At 56.3% G+C, this 19,930-nt stretch carries 21 protein-coding genes and 1 other annotated feature; of the genes, 13 read left to right on the top strand and 8 right to left on the bottom strand.

What is annotated here, in order from left to right:
• Positions 1–5 precede the first annotated feature (5 nt).
• Entirely contained in the window at positions 6–797 is a 792-nt protein-coding gene (locus tag ACOI6Z_RS05190; protein WP_002914153.1) for a cytochrome C assembly family protein, read from the bottom strand.
• Between the two features lie 163 nt (positions 798–960).
• Between ACOI6Z_RS05190 and ffh the strand changes: the two genes are divergently transcribed.
• The 7 genes from ffh to ACOI6Z_RS05155 all read left to right on the top strand — a co-directional run bounded on the left by ffh (position 961) and on the right by ACOI6Z_RS05155 (position 6,569).
• Entirely contained in the window at positions 961–2,325 is a 1,365-nt protein-coding gene (gene ffh, locus ACOI6Z_RS05185) for a signal recognition particle protein (RefSeq protein ID WP_002914152.1), read from the top strand.
• Positions 2,326–2,573: 248 nt separating this feature from the next.
• Positions 2,574–2,822 carry a 30S ribosomal protein S16 gene (rpsP, locus tag ACOI6Z_RS05180; protein ID WP_002914149.1) on the top strand — a complete coding sequence of 83 codons (249 nt, stop codon included), beginning with the start codon at positions 2,574–2,576 and terminating at the stop codon, positions 2,820–2,822.
• 18 nt (positions 2,823–2,840) lie between these two features.
• Positions 2,841–3,389 carry a ribosome maturation factor RimM gene (gene rimM, locus ACOI6Z_RS05175; protein WP_004150977.1) on the top strand — a complete coding sequence of 183 codons (549 nt, stop codon included), beginning with the start codon at positions 2,841–2,843 and terminating at the stop codon, positions 3,387–3,389.
• 31 nt (positions 3,390–3,420) lie between these two features.
• The gene (gene trmD, locus ACOI6Z_RS05170) at positions 3,421–4,188 is read left to right on the top strand and encodes a tRNA (guanosine(37)-N1)-methyltransferase TrmD (protein ID WP_002914147.1); all 768 of its coding nucleotides are present in this window, start codon (positions 3,421–3,423) and stop codon (positions 4,186–4,188) included.
• 39 nt (positions 4,189–4,227) lie between these two features.
• A complete protein-coding gene (rplS, locus tag ACOI6Z_RS05165; protein ID WP_002914145.1) occupies positions 4,228–4,575 on the top strand; it encodes a 50S ribosomal protein L19 in 348 nt (115 codons plus the stop codon).
• A 119-nt stretch (positions 4,576–4,694) separates the two neighbouring features.
• On the top strand, positions 4,695–5,153 hold the full coding sequence (locus ACOI6Z_RS05160; protein ID WP_023290689.1) for a DUF2946 domain-containing protein: 459 nt from the start codon (positions 4,695–4,697) through the stop codon (positions 5,151–5,153).
• 57 nt (positions 5,154–5,210) lie between these two features.
• Positions 5,211–6,569 (top strand): PepSY-associated TM helix domain-containing protein, encoded by a 1,359-nt coding sequence (locus tag ACOI6Z_RS05155; protein ID WP_064155586.1) that lies wholly within the window; start codon positions 5,211–5,213, stop codon positions 6,567–6,569.
• An 8-nt stretch (positions 6,570–6,577) separates the two neighbouring features.
• On the opposite strand, the gene ACOI6Z_RS05150 is transcribed toward ACOI6Z_RS05155, so the two are convergent.
• The 3 genes from ACOI6Z_RS05150 to ACOI6Z_RS05140 are packed head-to-tail and all read right to left on the bottom strand — an operon-like array spanning position 6,578 to position 8,799.
• Positions 6,578–7,060, bottom strand: coding sequence for an OmpA family protein (locus ACOI6Z_RS05150; protein WP_023290687.1), 483 nt, complete (start codon positions 7,058–7,060; stop codon positions 6,578–6,580).
• A 13-nt stretch (positions 7,061–7,073) separates the two neighbouring features.
• The gene (dgcN, locus tag ACOI6Z_RS05145; protein ID WP_023290686.1) at positions 7,074–8,297 is read right to left on the bottom strand and encodes a diguanylate cyclase DgcN; all 1,224 of its coding nucleotides are present in this window, start codon (positions 8,295–8,297) and stop codon (positions 7,074–7,076) included.
• Complete coding sequence (locus tag ACOI6Z_RS05140; protein ID WP_023290685.1) at positions 8,290–8,799, bottom strand: YfiR family protein; 510 nt, start codon at positions 8,797–8,799, stop codon at positions 8,290–8,292. The genes dgcN and ACOI6Z_RS05140 overlap by 8 nt, the downstream gene beginning before the upstream one ends.
• 342 nt (positions 8,800–9,141) lie before the next feature.
• On the opposite strand from ACOI6Z_RS05140, the gene aroF reads away from it, so the two are divergent.
• The 3 genes from aroF to ACOI6Z_RS05125 all read left to right on the top strand — a co-directional run bounded on the left by aroF (position 9,142) and on the right by ACOI6Z_RS05125 (position 12,278).
• On the top strand, positions 9,142–10,212 hold the full coding sequence (gene aroF, locus ACOI6Z_RS05135; RefSeq protein ID WP_023290684.1) for a 3-deoxy-7-phosphoheptulonate synthase AroF: 1,071 nt from the start codon (positions 9,142–9,144) through the stop codon (positions 10,210–10,212).
• A gap of 9 nt (positions 10,213–10,221) precedes the next feature.
• Positions 10,222–11,343, top strand: coding sequence for a bifunctional chorismate mutase/prephenate dehydrogenase (gene tyrA, locus ACOI6Z_RS05130; protein ID WP_004206843.1), 1,122 nt, complete (start codon positions 10,222–10,224; stop codon positions 11,341–11,343).
• A 62-nt stretch (positions 11,344–11,405) separates the two neighbouring features.
• The gene (locus ACOI6Z_RS05125; RefSeq protein WP_044524403.1) at positions 11,406–12,278 is read left to right on the top strand and encodes an SMP-30/gluconolactonase/LRE family protein; all 873 of its coding nucleotides are present in this window, start codon (positions 11,406–11,408) and stop codon (positions 12,276–12,278) included.
• Here the strand turns inward: ACOI6Z_RS05125 and pheA are convergent.
• The 4 genes from pheA to bamD all read right to left on the bottom strand — a co-directional run bounded on the left by pheA (position 12,275) and on the right by bamD (position 15,034).
• Complete coding sequence (gene pheA, locus ACOI6Z_RS05120; protein ID WP_060589671.1) at positions 12,275–13,435, bottom strand: bifunctional chorismate mutase/prephenate dehydratase; 1,161 nt, start codon at positions 13,433–13,435, stop codon at positions 12,275–12,277. The two genes, ACOI6Z_RS05125 and pheA, sit on opposite strands and share 4 nt — an antisense overlap.
• Positions 13,436–13,459: 24 nt before the next feature.
• Positions 13,460–13,584: a sequence feature (Phe leader region), on the bottom strand.
• Positions 13,536–13,583, bottom strand: a complete 48-nt coding sequence (pheL, locus tag ACOI6Z_RS05115; RefSeq protein WP_100250063.1) for a pheA operon leader peptide PheL — start codon at positions 13,581–13,583, stop codon at positions 13,536–13,538. It overlaps the preceding feature by 48 nt.
• A gap of 105 nt (positions 13,585–13,689) precedes the next feature.
• Positions 13,690–14,025 carry a ribosome-associated translation inhibitor RaiA gene (gene raiA / locus ACOI6Z_RS05110; RefSeq protein WP_002914111.1) on the bottom strand — a complete coding sequence of 112 codons (336 nt, stop codon included), beginning with the start codon at positions 14,023–14,025 and terminating at the stop codon, positions 13,690–13,692.
• 271 nt (positions 14,026–14,296) lie between these two features.
• Positions 14,297–15,034 (bottom strand): outer membrane protein assembly factor BamD, encoded by a 738-nt coding sequence (gene bamD, locus ACOI6Z_RS05105; protein WP_004145664.1) that lies wholly within the window; start codon positions 15,032–15,034, stop codon positions 14,297–14,299.
• Between the two features lie 131 nt (positions 15,035–15,165).
• Here bamD and rluD point away from each other — a divergent pair, with 131 nt between their 5' ends.
• From rluD to clpB, 3 genes are all read left to right on the top strand, one after another.
• Complete coding sequence (rluD, locus tag ACOI6Z_RS05100) at positions 15,166–16,146, top strand: 23S rRNA pseudouridine(1911/1915/1917) synthase RluD (RefSeq protein WP_023290681.1); 981 nt, start codon at positions 15,166–15,168, stop codon at positions 16,144–16,146.
• Complete coding sequence (gene yfiH / locus ACOI6Z_RS05095) at positions 16,143–16,874, top strand: purine nucleoside phosphorylase YfiH (protein WP_023290680.1); 732 nt, start codon at positions 16,143–16,145, stop codon at positions 16,872–16,874. The genes rluD and yfiH overlap by 4 nt, the downstream gene beginning before the upstream one ends.
• 128 nt (positions 16,875–17,002) lie before the next feature.
• Complete coding sequence (gene clpB / locus ACOI6Z_RS05090; protein WP_004206837.1) at positions 17,003–19,576, top strand: ATP-dependent chaperone ClpB; 2,574 nt, start codon at positions 17,003–17,005, stop codon at positions 19,574–19,576.
• Positions 19,577–19,930 lie beyond the last annotated feature (354 nt).

Genomic DNA, 19,930 nt, shown 5'->3' with positions numbered 1-19,930 from the left:
AAGACTTAGCTCACGAACTGTTGCAGCACGCGGCTACCAAAATAGGCCAGCGTCAGCAGACCGGCGCCAGCGACGCTGAACCAGACCACACGACGTCCGCGCCACCCTTCATGATAGTGGCCCCACAGCAGGACGATATAGACGAACCACGCAATAATCGACAGCACCGCTTTATCAATGTTTTCGCTGCTGAACAGATTGTGCATATAGAACAGACCGCTACACAGCGTCAGGGTCAGCAGCACCACGCCGACCTGGGTGATGTGGAACATTTTGCGCTCAATGCTCATCAGCGGCGGCATTTCGCTACTGAAGGCCAGCTTTTTGTTCTTTAACTGGTAGTCGATCCACGCCAGCTGTAGCGCATACAGCGCGGCAATGATCAGCGTGGCGTAGGAGAAGAGCGACAGGCCGATATGCACCAGCATCCCTGGGGTGGTTTCCAGGTGGGTGATATATTCGTTAGGCACGAAGGTGGCGAAGGCCAGATTGATCAGCGCGAAGGCATAGACGATAGGCAGCAGCAGCCAGCCGCGATTGCGCGAGGCCACGATAGTCATTACCGTACAGATCATCAGGCTCACCAGCGACCCGACGTTCAGTAAGCTGAGGTTTTGCCCGCTCTCGCCGCCGGGGAATATCCGTGCTTCCAGCGCAAAAGCATGGCAGATCAACGCGATAGTCGCTGATAAAATCGCCATTCGCCGCCAGCTGCTGTTTTTTTGCAGCAAGCCGGGGATAATCAGCGCGAGGCTGACAGAGTAGGCGACAAGGGCGAGTAGAGCAAAAACAGGCATAGGTGTCGGCTGTTGGATAAATAAGAAAGAGAAGCAGTATAACGTCAGCAGGCCTCTGCTCCAACCGTTGCAGCACATTCAGATTGATGTCGTGTTATACTCCGCCACATTCGTTTTGTGTGTCGCTGCGGCGACCGACCGTTTCCACCTCAGGCGAGAGACAATGTTTGATAATTTAACCGATCGTTTGTCGCGTACGCTGCGCAACATTAGCGGCCGCGGACGCCTTACAGAAGACAATATTAAAGACACCCTGCGCGAAGTGCGCATGGCGCTGCTGGAAGCGGACGTTGCGCTTCCGGTGGTACGTGATTTCATCAGCCGCGTCAAAGAGAGCGCGGTCGGCCATGAAGTCAATAAAAGCCTGACCCCGGGTCAGGAGTTCGTCAAAATCGTCCGCAACGAGCTGGTGGCGGCGATGGGCGAAGAGAACCAGACCCTCGACCTGGCGGCGCAGCCGCCGGCGGTGGTGCTGATGGCGGGCCTGCAGGGCGCCGGTAAAACCACCAGCGTCGGTAAGCTGGGGAAATTCCTGCGCGAGAAGCACAAGAAGAAAGTGCTGGTGGTTTCCGCGGACGTTTACCGCCCGGCGGCGATCAAACAGCTGGAGACCCTGGCCGAGCAGGTCGGCGTCGACTTCTTCCCGTCCGACGTCGGCCAGAAGCCGGTTGATATCGTCAACGCGGCGCTGAAAGAAGCGAAGCTCAAATTCTACGACGTGCTGCTGGTGGATACCGCCGGTCGTCTGCACGTTGACGAAGCGATGATGGACGAAATTAAGCACGTCCACGCCGCCATTAATCCGGTTGAAACCCTGTTCGTCGTCGATGCGATGACCGGCCAGGATGCGGCGAATACCGCCAAAGCCTTTAACGAAGCGCTGCCGCTGACCGGCGTGGTGCTGACCAAAGTGGACGGCGACGCCCGTGGCGGCGCGGCGCTGTCGATTCGCCATATTACCGGCAAGCCGATTAAATTCCTCGGCGTCGGCGAGAAAACCGAAGCGCTGGAGCCGTTCCATCCGGACCGCGTCGCCTCCCGCATCCTCGGCATGGGCGACGTGCTGTCGCTGATCGAAGATATCGAGAGCAAAGTCGACCGCGCGCAGGCCGAGAAGCTGGCCTCCAAGCTGAAGAAAGGCGACGGTTTCGATCTCACCGACTTCCTTGAGCAGCTGCGCCAGATGAAAAACATGGGCGGCATGGCCAGCCTGATGGGCAAGCTGCCGGGTATGGGCCAGATCCCGGACAACGTGAAAGCGCAGATGGATGACAAAGTGCTGGTACGTATGGAGGCGATCATCAACTCGATGACCCTGAAAGAGCGCGCCAAGCCGGAAATCATCAAAGGTTCACGTAAGCGCCGTATCGCCGCCGGCTGCGGGATGCAGGTGCAGGATGTGAACCGTCTGCTCAAGCAGTTCGACGACATGCAGCGCATGATGAAGAAGATGAAGTCGAAAGGCGGCATGATGAAGATGATGCGCGGGATGAAAGGGATGATGCCTCCAGGCTTCCCGGGCCGCTAATCGGCCTGGCTTGTTTGCCATTTCGCCACCGGGGTGTGCTCGCCATCCTCACGTACTACGTGTACGTTCCGGTGGCTGCGCGCACGCCGGCAGCGAACTGACTGCACCGCCGACGGCCTTTTACAGCAGACTTATCAACTGCTGATTGCATTTTCCCCAGAAATCAGTAAAATTTTCGGGCTTTTAATATGACACCGGGCTCCGTTCCTCGATGGGGCCCGGTTGTTTTATTCACACAAGAGGATGTTATGGTAACTATTCGTTTAGCACGTCACGGCGCTAAAAAGCGTCCGTTCTACCAGGTTGTTGTCACCGACAGCCGTAATGCACGCAACGGTCGCTTCATCGAGCGCGTTGGTTTCTTCAACCCGATCGCTAACGGTGCGGAAGAAGAGACTCGCCTGGATCTGGATCGTATCGCTCACTGGGTTGGCCAGGGCGCTACTGTTTCCGATCGCGTTGCCGCGCTGATCAAAGCCGCTAACAAAGCAGCTTAATCTGTCACGGTGGTCATGATGAGCAAGCAACACACCGCACAAGCACCTGTTGATCCGATCGTATTGGGGAAAATGGGTTCTTCCTACGGTATCCGTGGTTGGCTCAGAGTGTTTTCCTCCACCGAAGACGCCGAAAGCATTTTTGACTATCAGCCCTGGTTAATCCAGAAGGCGGGTCAGTGGCAGGTCGTTGAGCTGGAAAGCTGGCGCCACCACAATCAGGACATCATCATCAAGCTGAAAGGCGTTGACGATCGTGATGCCGCGAATCTACTGACTAATTGCGAAATTATCGTGGATTCATCGCAGTTGCCGGAGCTGGAAGAGGGTGACTACTACTGGAAAGACCTGATGGGCTGCCAGGTAGTGACAACGGAAGGCTATAGCCTCGGTAAAGTCATCGATATGATGGAAACCGGGTCTAATGACGTGCTCGTCATCAAGGCAAACCTGAAAGATGCATTTGGTATCAAGGAGCGGTTGGTTCCGTTCCTCGATGGGCAGGTTATCAAGAAAGTCGATCTCACTACGCGTACTATCGAAGTAGATTGGGATCCTGGTTTTTAAATTCTCCGGATAAACGGTAAAAGACGGCGCTATGTGGATTGGCATAATTAGCCTGTTTCCTGAAATGTTCCGCGCAATTACCGATTACGGGGTAACTGGCCGGGCAGTAAAAAATGGCCTGCTGAGCATCGAAAGCTGGAGTCCTCGCGACTTCACGCATGACCGGCACCGTACCGTGGACGATCGTCCTTACGGCGGCGGACCGGGGATGCTAATGATGGTGCAACCCTTACGGGATGCCATTCATGCAGCAAAAGCCGCGGCAGGTGAAGGCGCGAAGGTGATTTATCTGTCACCTCAGGGACGCAAGCTTGATCAAGCGGGCGTCAGCGAACTGGCAACGAATCAGAAACTGATTCTGGTGTGCGGTCGCTACGAAGGGATAGACGAGCGCGTAATCCAAACCGAAATTGACGAAGAATGGTCAATCGGCGATTACGTTCTCAGCGGTGGTGAGTTACCGGCAATGACGCTGATTGACTCCGTTTCCCGGTTCATTCCGGGGGTACTGGGCCATGAAGCATCAGCAACGGAAGATTCCTTTGCTGATGGGTTGCTGGATTGTCCCCACTATACCCGTCCTGAAGTGTTAGAAGAGATGGAAGTACCGCCAGTATTGCTGTCGGGAAACCATGCTGAGATACGTCGCTGGCGTCTGAAGCAGTCGCTGGGCCGAACCTGGCTTAGAAGACCTGAACTTCTGGAAAACCTGGCTCTGACTGAAGAGCAAGCAAAGCTGCTGGCGGAGTTCAAAACTGAACACGCGCAACAGCAGCATAAACATGATGGGCAGGCGTGAGCCCCCAATATCAGTTTACCCAGGATAAGAGATTAAATTATGAGCAACATTATTAAGCAACTTGAACAAGAACAGATGAAGCAGGACGTACCTTCCTTCCGTCCGGGTGATACCGTGGAAGTGAAAGTATGGGTTGTTGAAGGTTCCAAAAAACGTCTGCAGGCATTCGAGGGCGTGGTTATCGCTATTCGTAACCGCGGTCTGCACTCTGCATTCACTGTTCGCAAAATTTCCAACGGCGAAGGCGTTGAGCGTGTCTTCCAGACTCACTCTCCGGTAGTTGACAGCATTGCTGTTAAACGTCGTGGTGCTGTACGTAAAGCTAAACTGTACTACCTGCGTGAGCGCACTGGTAAGTCTGCTCGTATCAAAGAGCGTCTTAACTAAGATTCGCTTTCGCGACATCCTGACAAAAAGGGCTGGCCTCAGGGCCGGCCCTTTTTTTATCTTTGTTGTAACCATCGTGATGTAAATCATTTACAATACGCCCTCTATTCGGAGGGGCGGTGGTCAGCAACAGTTTTCAGCAAACGACACCTAAACGGCGAGCCGCCTGGCTGGCGCTGTTGGCGATCCTGCTGATCGTCGTGGCTCCCCTGATCTCCGTCTCCCTGCAAAAAGACCCCATGAGCGCCATGCCCGGCATGCACCACGCCATGATGATGGACAACTCGCCAGCGAGTATGGCGCAGATGCCTGGCCACGAGATGGCGACGACGCATAGCGCAGACGGCGCTACGCATACCGGACACGAACTGCCGCTGGATCATGCCGAAGCGTGTGGCTATTGCGTGCTGTTAGCCCATGTCCCGGGTCTGCTTTTCGCGCTGGCGCTGTTCGTCGCCATGCTCCTGCGGCGCATTCGCCTGCCGGCTTCTCGGCCGGTATTAAAACACTGGCGTTACTTTCCCTGGCTTTACCCCGAAACCCGCGCCCCGCCGCGGCTGTCTGCTTTTTCCCTTTAATAAAAATGAATCTGCGCACTGCGCAACGACCTCTTTTTGCTTTGAAAAAGGAAAAGTATGACAACCTGCACCTCGCGCGCGGCATGGCTGAACCTGCTGCGTCGCCTCCATTTCTATATCGGGCTGTTTATCGGACCGTTTATCTTTGTCGCTGCCCTGACCGGCACGCTGTACGTGGCGACGCCGCAGCTGGAAAACTGGCTCTATCACGATGCGCTGTATGGCCTTCCCGAAGGCACCCCGCAGCCGCTCAGCGCCCAGATTGCGGTGGCAGAAGAAGCGACCCAGGGTAATCTGCGGCTGCTGGCGGTACGTCCGGCCCCCGCGGTGGGCGAGACCACCCGCATTATGTTTGCCGATCCGAGTCTCGGGGAGTCGGAATCCCGGGCCATTTTTGTCGATCCGATCGCGCTGCGGGTGAAGGGCGATATGACGGTCTACGGCACCAGCGGCATCCTGCCGCTGCGGCAGTGGATTGACTATGCGCATCGTTCGCTGCTGCTGGGCGACAGCGGGCGGCTCTACAGCGAACTGGCTGCCTCATGGATGTGGGTGGCCGCGCTGGGGGGCATTGCCCTGTGGGCGATGACGCGTCCAAAACGGCGGCTCAATAACGCCCTGCAGAATCATCGTCGGCTGCACGTGACGCTGGGCTGGTGCTTACTGCTGGGCATGCTGCTCTTCTCCGCCACCGGCCTGACCTGGTCGCAATGGGCCGGCGGCAACGTGGATAAAATGCGGGCGGCTTTCGGCTGGTGGACGCCGCAGGTCAATACCCTGCTGCACGGTGAGGCGCCGATGGCGCACGATCCCCATGCCGGGCATCATAGGGAGGCGATGGCCATGACCCAGCATCAGCCAGCGCAGTTTGACCAGGCGCTGGCGGTGGCCCGTCAGGCGGGGCTGAACGCCAGCCGGCTGGAGATCCGTCCGCCGGTGTCAGACGAACGCGCCTGGACGGTGAATGAGATCGACCGCCGCTGGCCGACGCAGGTGGACGCGGTGGCGATCGATGGCGCCTCGATGCAGGTGGTGGATCGCACCCATTTTGCCGACTTTCCGCTGATGGCGAAGCTTACCCGCTGGGGCGTCGATTTCCATATGGGGATCCTCTTTGGTCTGGCGAATCAGCTGCTGCTGGTGGGGTTTGGCTGCGCGCTGTGCGTAACCATCGGCGTGGGGTACCGGCTGTGGTGGATACGCCGTCCGCCACAGGCCGTCTGGGATCCGGCGCATTCCCTGCTGCAGGCATGGCTGTCGCTCGCCTGGCCTGCCCGTGGGCTGGTGCTGGGGATAGCGTTAGCCCTGGGGCTGGCCATGCCGTTGATGGGGATCAGCCTGGTGCTGTTCATTGCCGTTGACTACCTGCGCTGGCGCGCGGCAACGGCAATGAGGATAGCGAAGTCCAGCGATTAAGCGGACTTCTACGGCGTGCTGATGACCACCGTGACCCGGCGGTTTTCAGCGCGCCCGGCCGCGGTATCGTTGCTGGCGATCGGGTATTTTTTGCCAAGGCCGCGGGTGACTAAATTACTGCGCGGGATATGGGCGCCTTCCGCCCAGGCATCGGCTACGCTGTTGGCCCGCTTAAGCGACAGGGCTTCGTTATAACTATCCTCACCATAATTATCGGTGTGGCCTTCAAGGCGGCTATGTGTAATCCCGGTTGTCGCCAGCCGCGAGGCCATTTGGGTGATCTGCTGGCGGCTGTCGGGACGTAGTCGGTAGTCATTCTTGTCAAACAGGATGCTATCGGATAAGCCCAGGGACCAATCGCCATTGCTTTCAGTGAAGCCATAAGATTTCATCGCCGCCACCTGCTCAGGGGTAAATTTTCCCTGAGGAGCCTGGCAACCTGTCAAAAGCGCCGCCGCCATCAGGGCGGGGGCGAAATATTTCCTGATCATAATGCGTCCTTTATTATTTCAGCATCTGCTGGATACGTTGGTTTTTCATCCGATACATATTCTGATCGGCAAGTTCTTGCAGTGATTCCGCCGTGGCGTGTTCCCACGCCAGGGCATAACCGACGCTCAGCGAGAGCGTGGCGCTATGGCCATTGTGCAGGTTGAATGGCGGAAGAAATTGTTCTGACAGCGCCTGACACAGGGCCTGGACTTCTGCTTCCGAGCGCACCTCGCGCAGCAGAACGGCAAACTCATCGCCACCAAGACGCCACGCCAGATGGCGTTTACCGGCGAAAGTCATCAGGCGGCTGGCGACTTCCATCAGCACTTTATCGCCCGCCGCATGTCCCCAGTTGTCATTGATCAATTTGAAGTTATCGCCATCGAGAAACAGTAATGCTGAGGTCTGGTGATCCACTTCATTTTTCATCAGCTCGGCGAGCGCGTTGCGAAAGGCGGCGCGGTTAGCCAGGCCGGTCAACGGATCGTGTAACGAGCTGCGCAACAGCTGAGCATTTTTGGCCTGCAACTGGCGCTGCCAGTCCTCCATCTCCCCCAGCAGACTGTTAAAGTCCTGGGCAAACAGATGGAACTCCTCGATACGCTCCTCCGGCACCCGCCGCGAGAAGTGGCGGTTTTCGCGAATATCATGCACGACCTCGGTGATGCTCTGCAGGGCGGCGACGATCCCCCGGTGCAGGGAGTGGGTCAGCAGCAGGCCGATGAACGAGGCGAGCAGAATGCTGCCGGTCAGTACCAGAATCGAGATGCCGAGAAAGTGGCTAATCAGTTCGTCAAGCGCGGTCAGTCGCAGCTCGCCGATTTGTTTCCCCTGGTGCCAGATGGGCTGCACCGTGGGCTCCGGAAACAGCCATTTACTGATAAGACCGCTCACTTGTTCTTTGTTGGCCAGCGGTTCGTGGCGCCAGGCGGCGAAGTGCTGCTTCTGGCCGTTGAGCACGATCGCCTGGGAAATCTGCCCTTGCTTCCCCAGCGAAGCGAGGGTCTCCTCTGCTGCCGCGCTGTCGCCAAACACCAGGGCGGCTTCGAGGCTGCGGCCCATGGTCGCGGCAGTGAGCTCAAGATTTTTCTGCGCGTACTGCTTGAGCGTGAAAATAGAGGCCGTGCTCAGCAGCAGCCAGACCAGCGTCATGGAGATCACCACGCTTATCACGCTAATGCGACGCAGCGCGCGTTTGAACGTCGGGCGCGATGTCTGTGAAAAGTCCTTATTCATGTGGTTTCTTCCGGGCAAGCATCAGGACGTCCGGGTTAACCCGAACCCCGCTGTGCGTCAGAACGTCCAGATTAACGGAGAAGCGGACCCTGTCGTCGTTGATGATCAGGCAAAACGCGCTACCAATTGAGCAATCCGTATTTTGTTCTGCGATGAGTAACAGCGGCCTCGAGCCATAGCGGCGAGTTAATTCCGACTGTTGGGTCGGCGTTTCGCTGCCAAAATAAAAACCATCGCAGGTCGTTTTTAACGCTTCTTCACTATTACGTACTATCACCGGTTGATAAGGCAATGCATCCGGCGCTTCATGAGCCAGGCTATGGGTGAAGCGTGATGAGGCAAAAATGCATAGCTTCGGCGCCCCTGTTAATGACGGCCAACGGGTGTAGGTCACGATCCCGGAAACAATAGCGCGAACATGTTCTGAAGGTCCGGCAGCAAAAACAGGAGATACCGCGATGAGAAAAAATACAGTCAATAAAAGACGGTGTAATACTGTCATTAACGCTTCCGTCAAATTCGCCATAGCGCGGGAATAGCCGCTGCCGATGCCCGGCGAAGAATACCACTGATAGCAAAACCCGTCATTAGATGCGCCCTTTGCTTTGGGACAAATCTCACCAGGATTTTTCGTAATGCCGATGGCGCTGGCGAGCAATTTTGGCGCGATTTCATTATCTGTAAATATTATTGTACGGTTAATGCCGTGGTAAGGGCCAATTAATTTACCACTGTAAAGTAAAATTTACGGAATATGGATTGAATTCTTTACTTCGTATGGTATCGTTACGTCATGCCCGCTGAGGCAACCCTTATCGCAAACGAGCTACACAGGATCGCAATCATGCAAAAAGACGCGCTGAACAACGTACATATTACCGACGAACATGTATTAATGACCCCGGAGCAACTGAAGGCGGAATTCCCCCTGAGCGTTGAACAGGAAGCGCAGATCGCGCACGCCCGTGAAACCATCTCCAATATCATCGCCGGTCGCGATCCGCGCCTGCTGGTGGTCTGCGGTCCTTGCTCCATTCACGATCCGGAAGCGGCGATCGAATATGCTCGTCGGTTTAAAGCCCTTGCCGCAGAGGTCAGCGATAGCCTCTACCTGGTGATGCGCGTCTATTTTGAAAAACCCCGTACCACCGTCGGCTGGAAGGGGCTGATTAACGATCCGCATATGGATGGTTCGTTTGATGTTGAAGGCGGCCTGAAGATTGCGCGTCGTCTGCTGGTCGAGCTTGTGAATATGGGACTGCCGCTGGCGACGGAAGCGCTGGATCCCAACAGCCCGCAGTACCTTGGGGATCTGTTCAGCTGGTCCGCCATCGGCGCGCGAACCACGGAATCTCAGACGCACCGCGAAATGGCCTCTGGTCTTTCCATGCCGGTAGGCTTTAAAAATGGCACCGACGGTAGCCTGGCCACGGCTATCAACGCCATGCGCGCCGCGGCGATGCCGCACCGCTTCGTCGGTATCAACCAGGCCGGGCAGGTCTGCCTGCTGCAAACGCAGGGTAACCCGAACGGCCATGTGATCCTCCGCGGCGGTAAGGCGCCGAACTACGGTCCGGAAGATGTGGAGAAATGTGAAAAAGAGATGGCGCAGGCGGGACTGAAGCCGTCGCTGATGGTAGATTGCAGTCATGGGAACTCCAATAAAGATTTCCGCCGCCAGCCGGCCGTGGCTGAATCCGTTGTCGCGCAGATCAAAGATGGCAATCGCTCCATTATCGGCCTGATGATCGAGAGTAATATCCACGAGGGCAATCAGTCCTCTGAACAGCCGCGTGAGGCGATGAAATACGGCGTTTCGGTAACGGATGCCTGCATCAGCTGGGAAACCACCGATGCGCTGCTGCGTGAACTGGATAAGGATCTCCGCGGCCACCTGGCGGCCCGTTTGGTGTAAGAGGAAAGTATGGTTGCTGAACTGACCGCGTTACGCGATCAAATTGATGAAGTGGATAAAGCGTTGCTTAGCCTGCTGGCTAAGCGCCTGGAACTGGTGGCCGAAGTCGGCGAGGTGAAGAGCCAGTATGGCCTGCCGATTTACGTCCCGGAACGCGAGGCGGCGATGCTCGCCTCCCGGCGTGAAGAGGCGGCTGCGCTCGGCGTTCCGCCGGATCTGATCGAGGACGTTCTGCGTCGCGTGATGCGGGAATCCTATTCCAGCGAAAACGACAAAGGCTTCAAAACCCTTTACCCGAATCTGCGGCCGGTGGTGATCGTCGGCGGCGGCGGGCAGATGGGGCGTCTGTTTGAGAAGATGTTAACGCTGTCCGGCTACCAGGTGCGCATTCTGGAAAAAGAGGACTGGGCGCGGGCGACGGATATCGTCGCCGATGCCGGTATGGTCATTGTCAGCGTGCCGATTCACACCACCGTGGAGACGATCGCCAGGCTGCCGCCGCTGCCGGCGGATTGCATTCTGGTCGACCTTGCCTCGGTTAAAGCAGAGCCGCTGCAGGCGATGCTGGCGGCGCATCAGGGCCCGGTACTCGGCCTGCACCCGATGTTCGGTCCGGACAGCGGCAGCCTTGCCAAGCAGGTGGTGGTCTATTGCGATGGCCGCCAGCCGGAGGCCTATCAGTGGTTCCTCGAGCAAATTCAGGTCTGGGGCGCGCGCCTGCATCGCATCAGCGCGGTGGAGCACGATCAGAACATGGCCTTTATTCAGGCGTTGCGCCACTTTGCCACCTTCGCCTATGGTCTGCATCTGGCGGAAGAGAATGTGCGCCTTGAGCAGTTGCTGGCGCTCTCGTCACCCATTTACCGGCTGGAGCTGGCGATGGTGGGCCGACTGTTTGCCCAGGATCCGCAGCTCTACGCCGACATTATTATGTCCTCGGAAAACAACCTGGCGCTGATTAAGCGCTACTACCAGCGGTTTGGCGAGGCGATCGGTCTGCTGGAGCAGGGCGATAAGCAGGCGTTTATCGATAGCTTCCGTAAAGTCGAACACTGGTTTGGCGATTACGCCCAGCGTTTCCAGAGCGAGAGCCGCACGCTGCTGCGTCAGGCGAACGATAATCGGCAGTAAAGCGAAAAAGATGTATACAATAAAGCCAGCGACCGCTGGCTTTTTTTATAGGGATGACAACGATGGCTGAACCACAACCGCTGTTTGACTACACCGGATACCTGCCGGAATGCCCGACCTGGAGTGAGGCAGAGCAGGCCCTCTACTGGGCCGATATCATGGAATGTGAAATTCACCGCTACGATACCCGCAGCGGCGAACACCAGGTGCTGCAGTTTCCGGAGGAGGTCGGCTGTTTTTCCCTGCGCGAGAAGGGCGGTTTTATCGTTGCATTGCGCAGCGGTATCTGGCTGACCGACGCCCACGGTCTGCTGCGGCGGAAAGTCTGCGATAACCCGAGCAACCCGGAACTGGCGCGGTTTAACGACGGCGGGACCGATCGCGACGGGCGCTTTTATGCCGGCACCTTCTGGGGCCCGGGGGATTACAACGGCGCGCTGCTGATGCGGGTCGATAACGACCTGAAGCCGACGGTGATCCAGTGCGACATCCATGGCGCCAACGGTCTGGCGTTTAGCGCCGACCGGCGCTGGATGTATACCTCCGATACGCCGAACGCCGTGATTTACCGTACGCCGCTGGATGAGCAGGGTGAGCCTGGCCGGCGCGAAGTCTTTCGCCGTTTTCTGCCGGGCGAAGGGATCCCGGACGGGGCGGCGATTGACGTGGAGGGATGTTACTGGAGCGCAATGTTTGACGGCTGGCGGATCGCTCGTTTCTCTCCGCAGGGTGAGGAGCTGGAGTCCTACCCGATGCCGGTACGTTGCCCGACGATGGTCTGCTTTGGCGGGGCGGATATGAAAACGCTCTACATCACCACCACCCGGGAAAACATGGCGGACGATGAGCTGGCGCAGTATCCGCTGTCCGGCGCTATCTTCACCCTGCCGGTGGCGGTGGCAGGGATGAAGAAATTGCCGTTCCGCGAACGCTAAACCGGATCCACCGGCACGACGTTTTCGCTGGGGTAGCAACCGAGAACCTTCATGGAGCGGGTGATCTCCGCCAGCTCCTTCAGCGCCTTGCGCATGGGCAGCGAGTCCAGGTTTGCCTGAATATCGAGATAAAACATCTCTTCCCATGGATTGCCATGGATTGGGCGAGACTCCAGTTTGGTCATGATCAGATTGTGATTGCGCAGCACCAGTAAGGCCTCCACCAGGGCGCCCGCCTGCTGACCGGTCGCCATTAACAGCGTGGTCTTCGCCGGAACCTGATCGGAGACGTTCACCGCTTTGCGCGCCAGAATGAGGAAGCGCGTAATATTCTGCGTCTGGTTGGCCTGGCAGTGCTCCAGCACCTGCAGACCGTACAGGGCGCCGCCCGCTTCGCTGCCCAGTGCCGCGACGGCCGGGGAGTTCGCCTGCGCGACTTTTTCCATCGCCGCTGAGGTGCTCTCGGTATATTCAATCTTCCAGTGCGGGTAGCGACTCAGATACTGGCTACACTGCTGGAACGGCTGCGGATGGCTGTAGACGGTCTGAATTTTATCGGCATCCGTCGAGGTGCTGACCAGTACGCAATGATCGATAGGGATCGTCAGTTCGCCAACGATCGACAGGCTGGTGTGCTGCAGCAGATCGTAGACGTCGTTGATCCCGCCGGAGCTGGTGTTTTCAATCGGCACTACGGCGTAATCGGCCTGACCGGTCTCCACCTGATTAAAAATATCGGCGAACTTCGCGCAGCCGCTTTCAATAAACTGCTCAAAGTGGCGAGCGGCGTACTGACGCGCCGCCAGATGCGAATAAGAGCCTTTGGGACCGAGGAACGCCACGCGAGCCGAATGCGGGTTAATTTTATTCAAGTGCTGCTGCAACAGGGTTTGCTGGGTCAGAACAGAGTCTTCGATAATCAGCTGGAACAGGCGGGTGATGTAGTGTGCATCCAGATTATGACGCTTGCCGAGGGTCATCAGACGCTCCAGCAGATCGCGTTCGCGGTCAATATCACGCACCGGACGATGGGAGGCCAGTTTGGCTTTACCAACCTCAACAGCCAGCCCGCGACGCTCCGCCAGCAGAGCAAGCAGTTTCTCATCCAGCGCGCTTATCTTGTCGCGCAGCGCCAGTAATGGGTTTTCCTCGGTCATAGATGTTGCCTTTGTTGTTATCAAATAAAAAAGGCCTCCCGGGTGGGAGGCCTTATTGTTCGTCTTCGCATTCTTTCTTATACGACGAATTGCCTCCCGGTCAGGGGAAGGTAAAAAAGAATGCGAAGAAGAACGGGACGAGTTTCATGATGAATTCCTTTAAGTAGTGGGGATTACAGTACCTGTACTGTTTTCACTCTGTCAATAAAAAACGCGCCCGAAGGCGCGTGGCATGACACAACTTAAGTTAAGGATTACTCTTCTTCTTCCACAAAGCCTGCCTCTTTCACCGACGTCGCGGCGCGGCGGGCTTCCCCTTTGTGTTGCACTTTATTGAGCTGCCGTTCCAGCTTGTTGATCAATTCGTTAATGGCGGCGTACATATCTTCATGACGCGCACTGGCAACCAGATGGCCGTTTGGCGTGTTGATGGTTGCGTCAGCGATAAAACCCTGCGGCTCCTTAGACAGAATGATGTGCGGGTTAATTAAATGAGTTTGCCACTTATCCAGTTTGGCGAGACGGTCTGCGACATGCTGGCGGATTGCCGGAGTAATTTCCATTTGTTTACTGGTAATGTTCATTGTCATAAATTTTACCTCTTGTCTTTCCCGTCTTGGTGAATCCAGCATACCTTTCCCAATGTCAAAATGTGTGATCTAAATCACATTTTATTGTCACTTTTTGTCAACGAATTCATTTTGTGAGACAGGGCAGGAAGAGATGAGATTTTACTTGTCGAACCCGACAAAGCAGGCCATATTTGATGAGTTAACCCGGCGCTAAACCGCTTCAGCTAGCCAGGATAATGGATAAAAAAACGGCAGCCAGTGGCTGCCGTTTGCGATCTATGAATCAGGCTCAGGTATTCTTGCTGTTCGCGGCGATAATCTTCGCGACTTTGTCCGCCTGAGCGTTCATCTGCATTTGACGATAGGCGTTTTCCATCTTCGGCAGGGCATCGCGGGTGGCCTGGGTATCCGGATAGTTACGCATCATACCTTCCACGCGGTTAACGACGGCAACCCATGCGCCGCGGTCGGTGTAGTAATCCACCACCGACAGCTCATACTTCGCCAGGCGATCTTTCAGGAACACCATGCGCTTATAGGCGTCAGTGGCATACTGGCTGTTCGGGTAACCACGTACCAGTTTGGAGAAGTCATTGAAGGCATCGCGCGCGTGCTGCGGATCGCGGTCGGAACGATCGACGCCGAAGAAGCCCTGCAGGGCGCTGTCATCCAGAGCCATGTTGGTCAGGCCGCGCATATAGATGACGTAGTCGATGTTCGGATGGGTGGGGTTCAAGCGCATGAAGCGATCGATGGCGGCCTGAGCCAGCGGCAGATCGGCGTTTTTGTAATACGCATAAATCAGATCCAGCTGTACCTGTTGGGAATAAGGGCCGAATGGATAACGGTTATCCAACGCTTCCAGTTGCGTTATCGCCTGTTTCCAGTTACCGTCCTGCAGTTTTTGCTGGGCGGTCGCGTAGATTTCATTCGGCGGATTATCAGGCACCTCTTCCTTAGAGCCGGAGCAACCCACCAAAGCCAGGCTCAGTGTGGCGGCTGCCACCAGGTATTTCATGCGCGTCATGACGTTTTGACTTCCTCAAAATGTTTATGCGGGAGAATCTCTGTTCCTGCTCCCGATTAAGACCAGCTACAATAGCACACTATATTAAACGGCAAAGCCGTAAAACCCAACGTTAAACGAAGAAGCTGTATATGGCACAACGAGTACAACTCACCGCAACGGTGACCGAAAATCAACTCGGTCAACGCTTAGATCAGGCTTTGGCCGAATTGTTCCCTGATTATTCGCGATCGCGGATAAAAGAATGGATCCTCGACCAACGCGTATTAGTCAATGGCGCCATTGGCGATAAACCGAAAGAAAAAGTGCTGGGGGGAGAACGCATCGCTATCGATGTGGAAATCGAAGAAGAGGCGCGCTTCCAGCCGCAGGATATTCCGCTCAATATCGTTTACGAAGATGACGACATCCTCGTGATCAACAAACCGCGCGATCTGGTTGTACATCCTGGCGCGGGCAACCCCGACGGTACTGTGCTGAATGCGCTGCTGCACTACTATCCGCCTATTGCCGATGTGCCGCGTGCGGGTATCGTCCACCGTCTGGATAAAGACACCACCGGTCTGATGGTGGTGGCGAAAACCATTCCAGCGCAAACCCGGCTGGTGGAGTCGCTGCAGCTGCGCGAGATCACCCGTGAGTACGAAGCGGTGGCGATCGGTCATATGACCGCCGGCGGTACGGTGGAAGAGCCGATCAGCCGTCACCCGACCAAGCGTACCCATATGGCGGTGCACCCTATGGGCAAGCCGGCGGTGACCCACTACCGCATTATGGAACATTTCCGCATTCATACCCGTCTGCGCCTGCGTCTGGAAACCGGGCGTACGCATCAGATCCGCGTGCATATGTCGCATATTACCCATCCGCTGGTAGGCGACCAGGTGTATGGCGGCCGCCCGCGTCCGCCGAAGGGCGCGTCGGAGGAATTCATCACCGCGCTGCGTAAATTCGACCGCCAGGCGCTGCACGCCACCATGCTGCGTCTGTACCATCCGATTACCGGTATTGAAATGGAGTGGCATGCGCCCATCCCACAAGATATGGTCGAGCTCATCGAGGCGATGCGCGCCGATTTTGAAGCCCATAAGGACGATATTGACTGGTTATGACTAAACTGATTGTACCGCAGTGGCCAATGCCCGGCAGCGTGGCGGCCTGTAGTTCTACCCGCATCGGCGGCGTGAGTCTGCCGCCCTATGACTCGCTCAATCTGGGCGCCCATTGCGGCGACAATCTGCAGCATGTCGAAGAAAACCGGCGGCGGATGTTTGCCGCCGGCGGCTTGCCGTCTTACCCGGTTTGGCTGGAGCAGGTTCATGGTACCGATGTGCTCACGCTGGACGGCGGACCCTATCCGTCGAAACGCGCGGATGCCTCTTATAGCCGTACGCCAGGGACTGTCTGCGCGGTGATGACCGCTGACTGCCTGCCGGTCCTGTTCTGTAACCGCGCCGGTACCGAGGTCGCCGCGGCGCATGCGGGATGGCGCGGCTTATGCGAAGGGGTTCTGGAAGAGACGGTCGCCCGTTTCGCCGATAAAGCCGAAAACATTATGGCGTGGCTGGGGCCCGCCATCGGTCCGCAGGCGTTTGAGGTGGGGCCAGAAGTTCGCGACGCTTTTATGGCGAAGGATGAGAATGCGCACCGTGCTTTTCGTCCGGCAGGCGAAAAATATTTTGCTGATATCTACCAACTGGCTCGACAGCGTCTGGCAAACGTCGGCGTTGAGCAGATTTTCGGCGGCGATCGCTGCACGCTAAGCGAAAAGGATGATTTTTTCTCTTACCGGCGCGACAAGACCACCGGTCGTATGGCAAGTTTCATTTGGCTGATATAACCTAGAGAATCAAGACGATCCAGAAGGCAAACTTATTTTTCGCATAGTTCAGGTCTTTAACCTTGAATAATTGAGGGATGACCTCATTTAATCTCCAGTAGCAAATTTGACCTGTTATGGGAGGAGTTATGCGTCTGGATCGTCTTACCAATAAATTCCAGCTTGCTCTTGCCGATGCCCAGTCGCTCGCACTCGGGCACGACAACCAATTCATCGAACCTCTTCATTTAATGAGCGCCTTGCTGAATCAGGAAGGGGGATCGGTACGTCCTTTATTAACCTCGGCGGGCGTGAATGCCGGGAAACTGCGCACTGACATCGAACAGGCTCTGAGCCGTTTACCGCAGGTGGAAGGCACCGGCGGCGATGTACAACCTTCTCAGGATTTAGTGCGGATCCTGAACCTTTGCGACAAGCTGGCGCAAAAGAAAAAGGACAATTTTATTTCGTCAGAACTGTTTGTTCTGGCGGCGCTTGAATCACGCGGTACGCTGACCGACCTTTTAAAATCCGCCGGAGCAACAACCGCCAACGTGACTCAGGCGATTGAACAAATGCGCGGAGGTGAAAGCGTGAACGATCAGGGTGCCGAAGACCAACGTCAGGCATTGAAGAAATTTACCGTCGATCTCACCGAGCGTGCCGAGCAGGGCAAGCTGGACCCGGTTATCGGCCGTGATGAAGAGATCCGCCGTACCATTCAGGTACTGCAGCGCCGTACCAAAAACAATCCGGTGCTGATTGGTGAACCCGGGGTGGGTAAAACCGCTATCGTCGAAGGCCTGGCGCAGCGTATCGTCAACGGCGAAGTGCCGGAAGGGCTGAAAGGCCGCCGGGTGCTGGCGCTGGATATGGGCGCGCTGGTGGCCGGGGCGAAGTACCGCGGTGAGTTTGAAGAGCGTCTGAAAGGCGTGCTGACCGACCTGTCGAAACAGGAAGGCAACGTCATTCTGTTTATCGATGAACTGCATACCATGGTTGGCGCGGGTAAAGCCGATGGCGCGATGGATGCAGGCAACATGCTGAAGCCGGCGCTGGCGCGTGGTGAACTGCACTGCGTCGGGGCGACGACGCTTGACGAATACCGTCAGTACATTGAAAAAGACGCTGCGCTGGAGCGCCGCTTCCAGAAAGTGTTCGTCGCCGAGCCATCGGTAGAAGATACCATCGCTATTCTGCGCGGCCTGAAAGAACGTTATGAACTGCACCACCACGTGCAGATCACTGACCCGGCAATCGTGGCGGCGGCGACCTTGTCGCATCGTTACATTGCCGACCGTCAGCTGCCGGATAAAGCCATCGACCTTATCGATGAGGCGGCGTCCAGCATCCGTATGCAGATCGACTCGAAGCCGGAAGAGCTGGACCGTCTCGATCGCCGTATCATCCAGTTGAAACTGGAGCAGCAGGCGCTGAAGAAAGAGTCTGATGAGGCGAGTCTGAAGCGTCTTGATATGCTCAACGAGGAGCTGGCGGATAAAGAACGGCAGTACTCGGTGCTGGAAGAAGAGTGGAAAGCGGAAAAAGCGTCCCTCTCGGGCACTCAGACCATCAAAGCCGAGCTGGAGCAGGCGAAAATCGCCATCGAACAGGCGCGTCGCGTCGGTGACCTGGCGCGGATGTCTGAGCTGCAGTACGGCAAAATTCCGGAACTGGAGAAACAGCTGGCGGCAGCCACTCAGTCCGAAGGGAAAACCATGCGTCTGCTGCGTAATAAAGTAACGGATGCTGAAATCGCCGAAGTGCTGGCCCGCTGGACCGGTATCCCTGTCTCGCGCATGATGGAAAGCGAGCGTGACAAACTGCTGCGTATGGAGCAGGAACTGCATCACCGGGTAATTGGCCAGGATGAGGCGGTTGAAGCGGTATCTAACGCGATTCGCCGCAGCCGCGCTGGGCTATCCGATCCGAACCGACCGATTGGTTCATTCCTGTTCCTTGGTCCGACCGGGGTCGGTAAAACCGAGCTGTGTAAAACGCTGGCTAACTTTATGTTCGACAGCGACGACGCGATGGTGCGCATCGATATGTCCGAGTTTATGGAGAAACACTCCGTCTCGCGTCTGGTCGGTGCGCCTCCGGGATACGTCGGTTATGAAGAGGGCGGTTACCTGACCGAGGCGGTGCGCCGTCGTCCTTATTCCGTCATCCTGCTGGATGAAGTGGAAAAAGCGCACCCGGATGTGTTCAACATCCTGCTGCAGGTACTCGACGACGGGCGCCTCACTGATGGGCAGGGGAGAACGGTCGACTTCCGTAATACGGTGGTCATCATGACCTCGAACCTCGGTTCCGATCTGATTCAGGAACGGTTCGGCGAGCTGGATTACGGACATATGAAAGACCTGGTGCTGGGAGTGGTCAGCCAGAACTTCCGTCCGGAGTTCATCAACCGTATCGATGAAGTGGTGGTCTTCCATCCGCTGGGTGAGAAACACATTGCTTCTATTGCCCAGATCCAGCTGCAGCGTCTGTATAAACGTCTGGAAGAGCGCGGATATGAAGTGCGGATGTCCGATGAGGCGCTGAAGTTGCTAAGCGCCAACGGGTACGATCCGGTATACGGCGCGCGGCCACTGAAACGCGCTATTCAGCAGCAGATTGAGAACCCGTTAGCCCAGCAGATCCTTTCTGGTGAGCTGATTCCGGGTAAAACCGTCGAGCTGGTAGTGAAAGACGACCGTATCGTGGCAGTGCAGTAAGTCACAAAACGACAAAAACGGGCCCAGCGGGCTCGTTTTTGTTTAAAAACCAGGCAAGAATTAAAGCTCAACACCTGATTTGGTTGAAAAGTGAGCGGTTGAATTCTTTTTTTGAATTTATCCTTGTCACTTCAGAATTACCCCCTATAATGCGCCTCCACTGACACGGAACAACGGCAAGCAAGCCGCCGGGACAGGAGGATTCAACAGCGAAAGCAACGTTGAAAACCGACAGAGAAAAGCAAAATAAGCGCTTGACTCTGAATGAGGAAAACGTATTATACGGGACGCTCGCGACAGAGCGCTAAAGCGCGTCGCAACTGCTCTTTAACAATTTATCAGACAATCTGTGTG

It is taken from the genome of Klebsiella sp. C239, assembly GCF_048822715.1.
GTDB classification, from domain to species: Bacteria; Pseudomonadota; Gammaproteobacteria; order Enterobacterales; family Enterobacteriaceae; genus Klebsiella; species Klebsiella quasipneumoniae.
The sequence above is the reverse complement of the archived record's forward strand: the minus strand, read 5'-3'. Positions and strand labels throughout refer to the sequence as shown.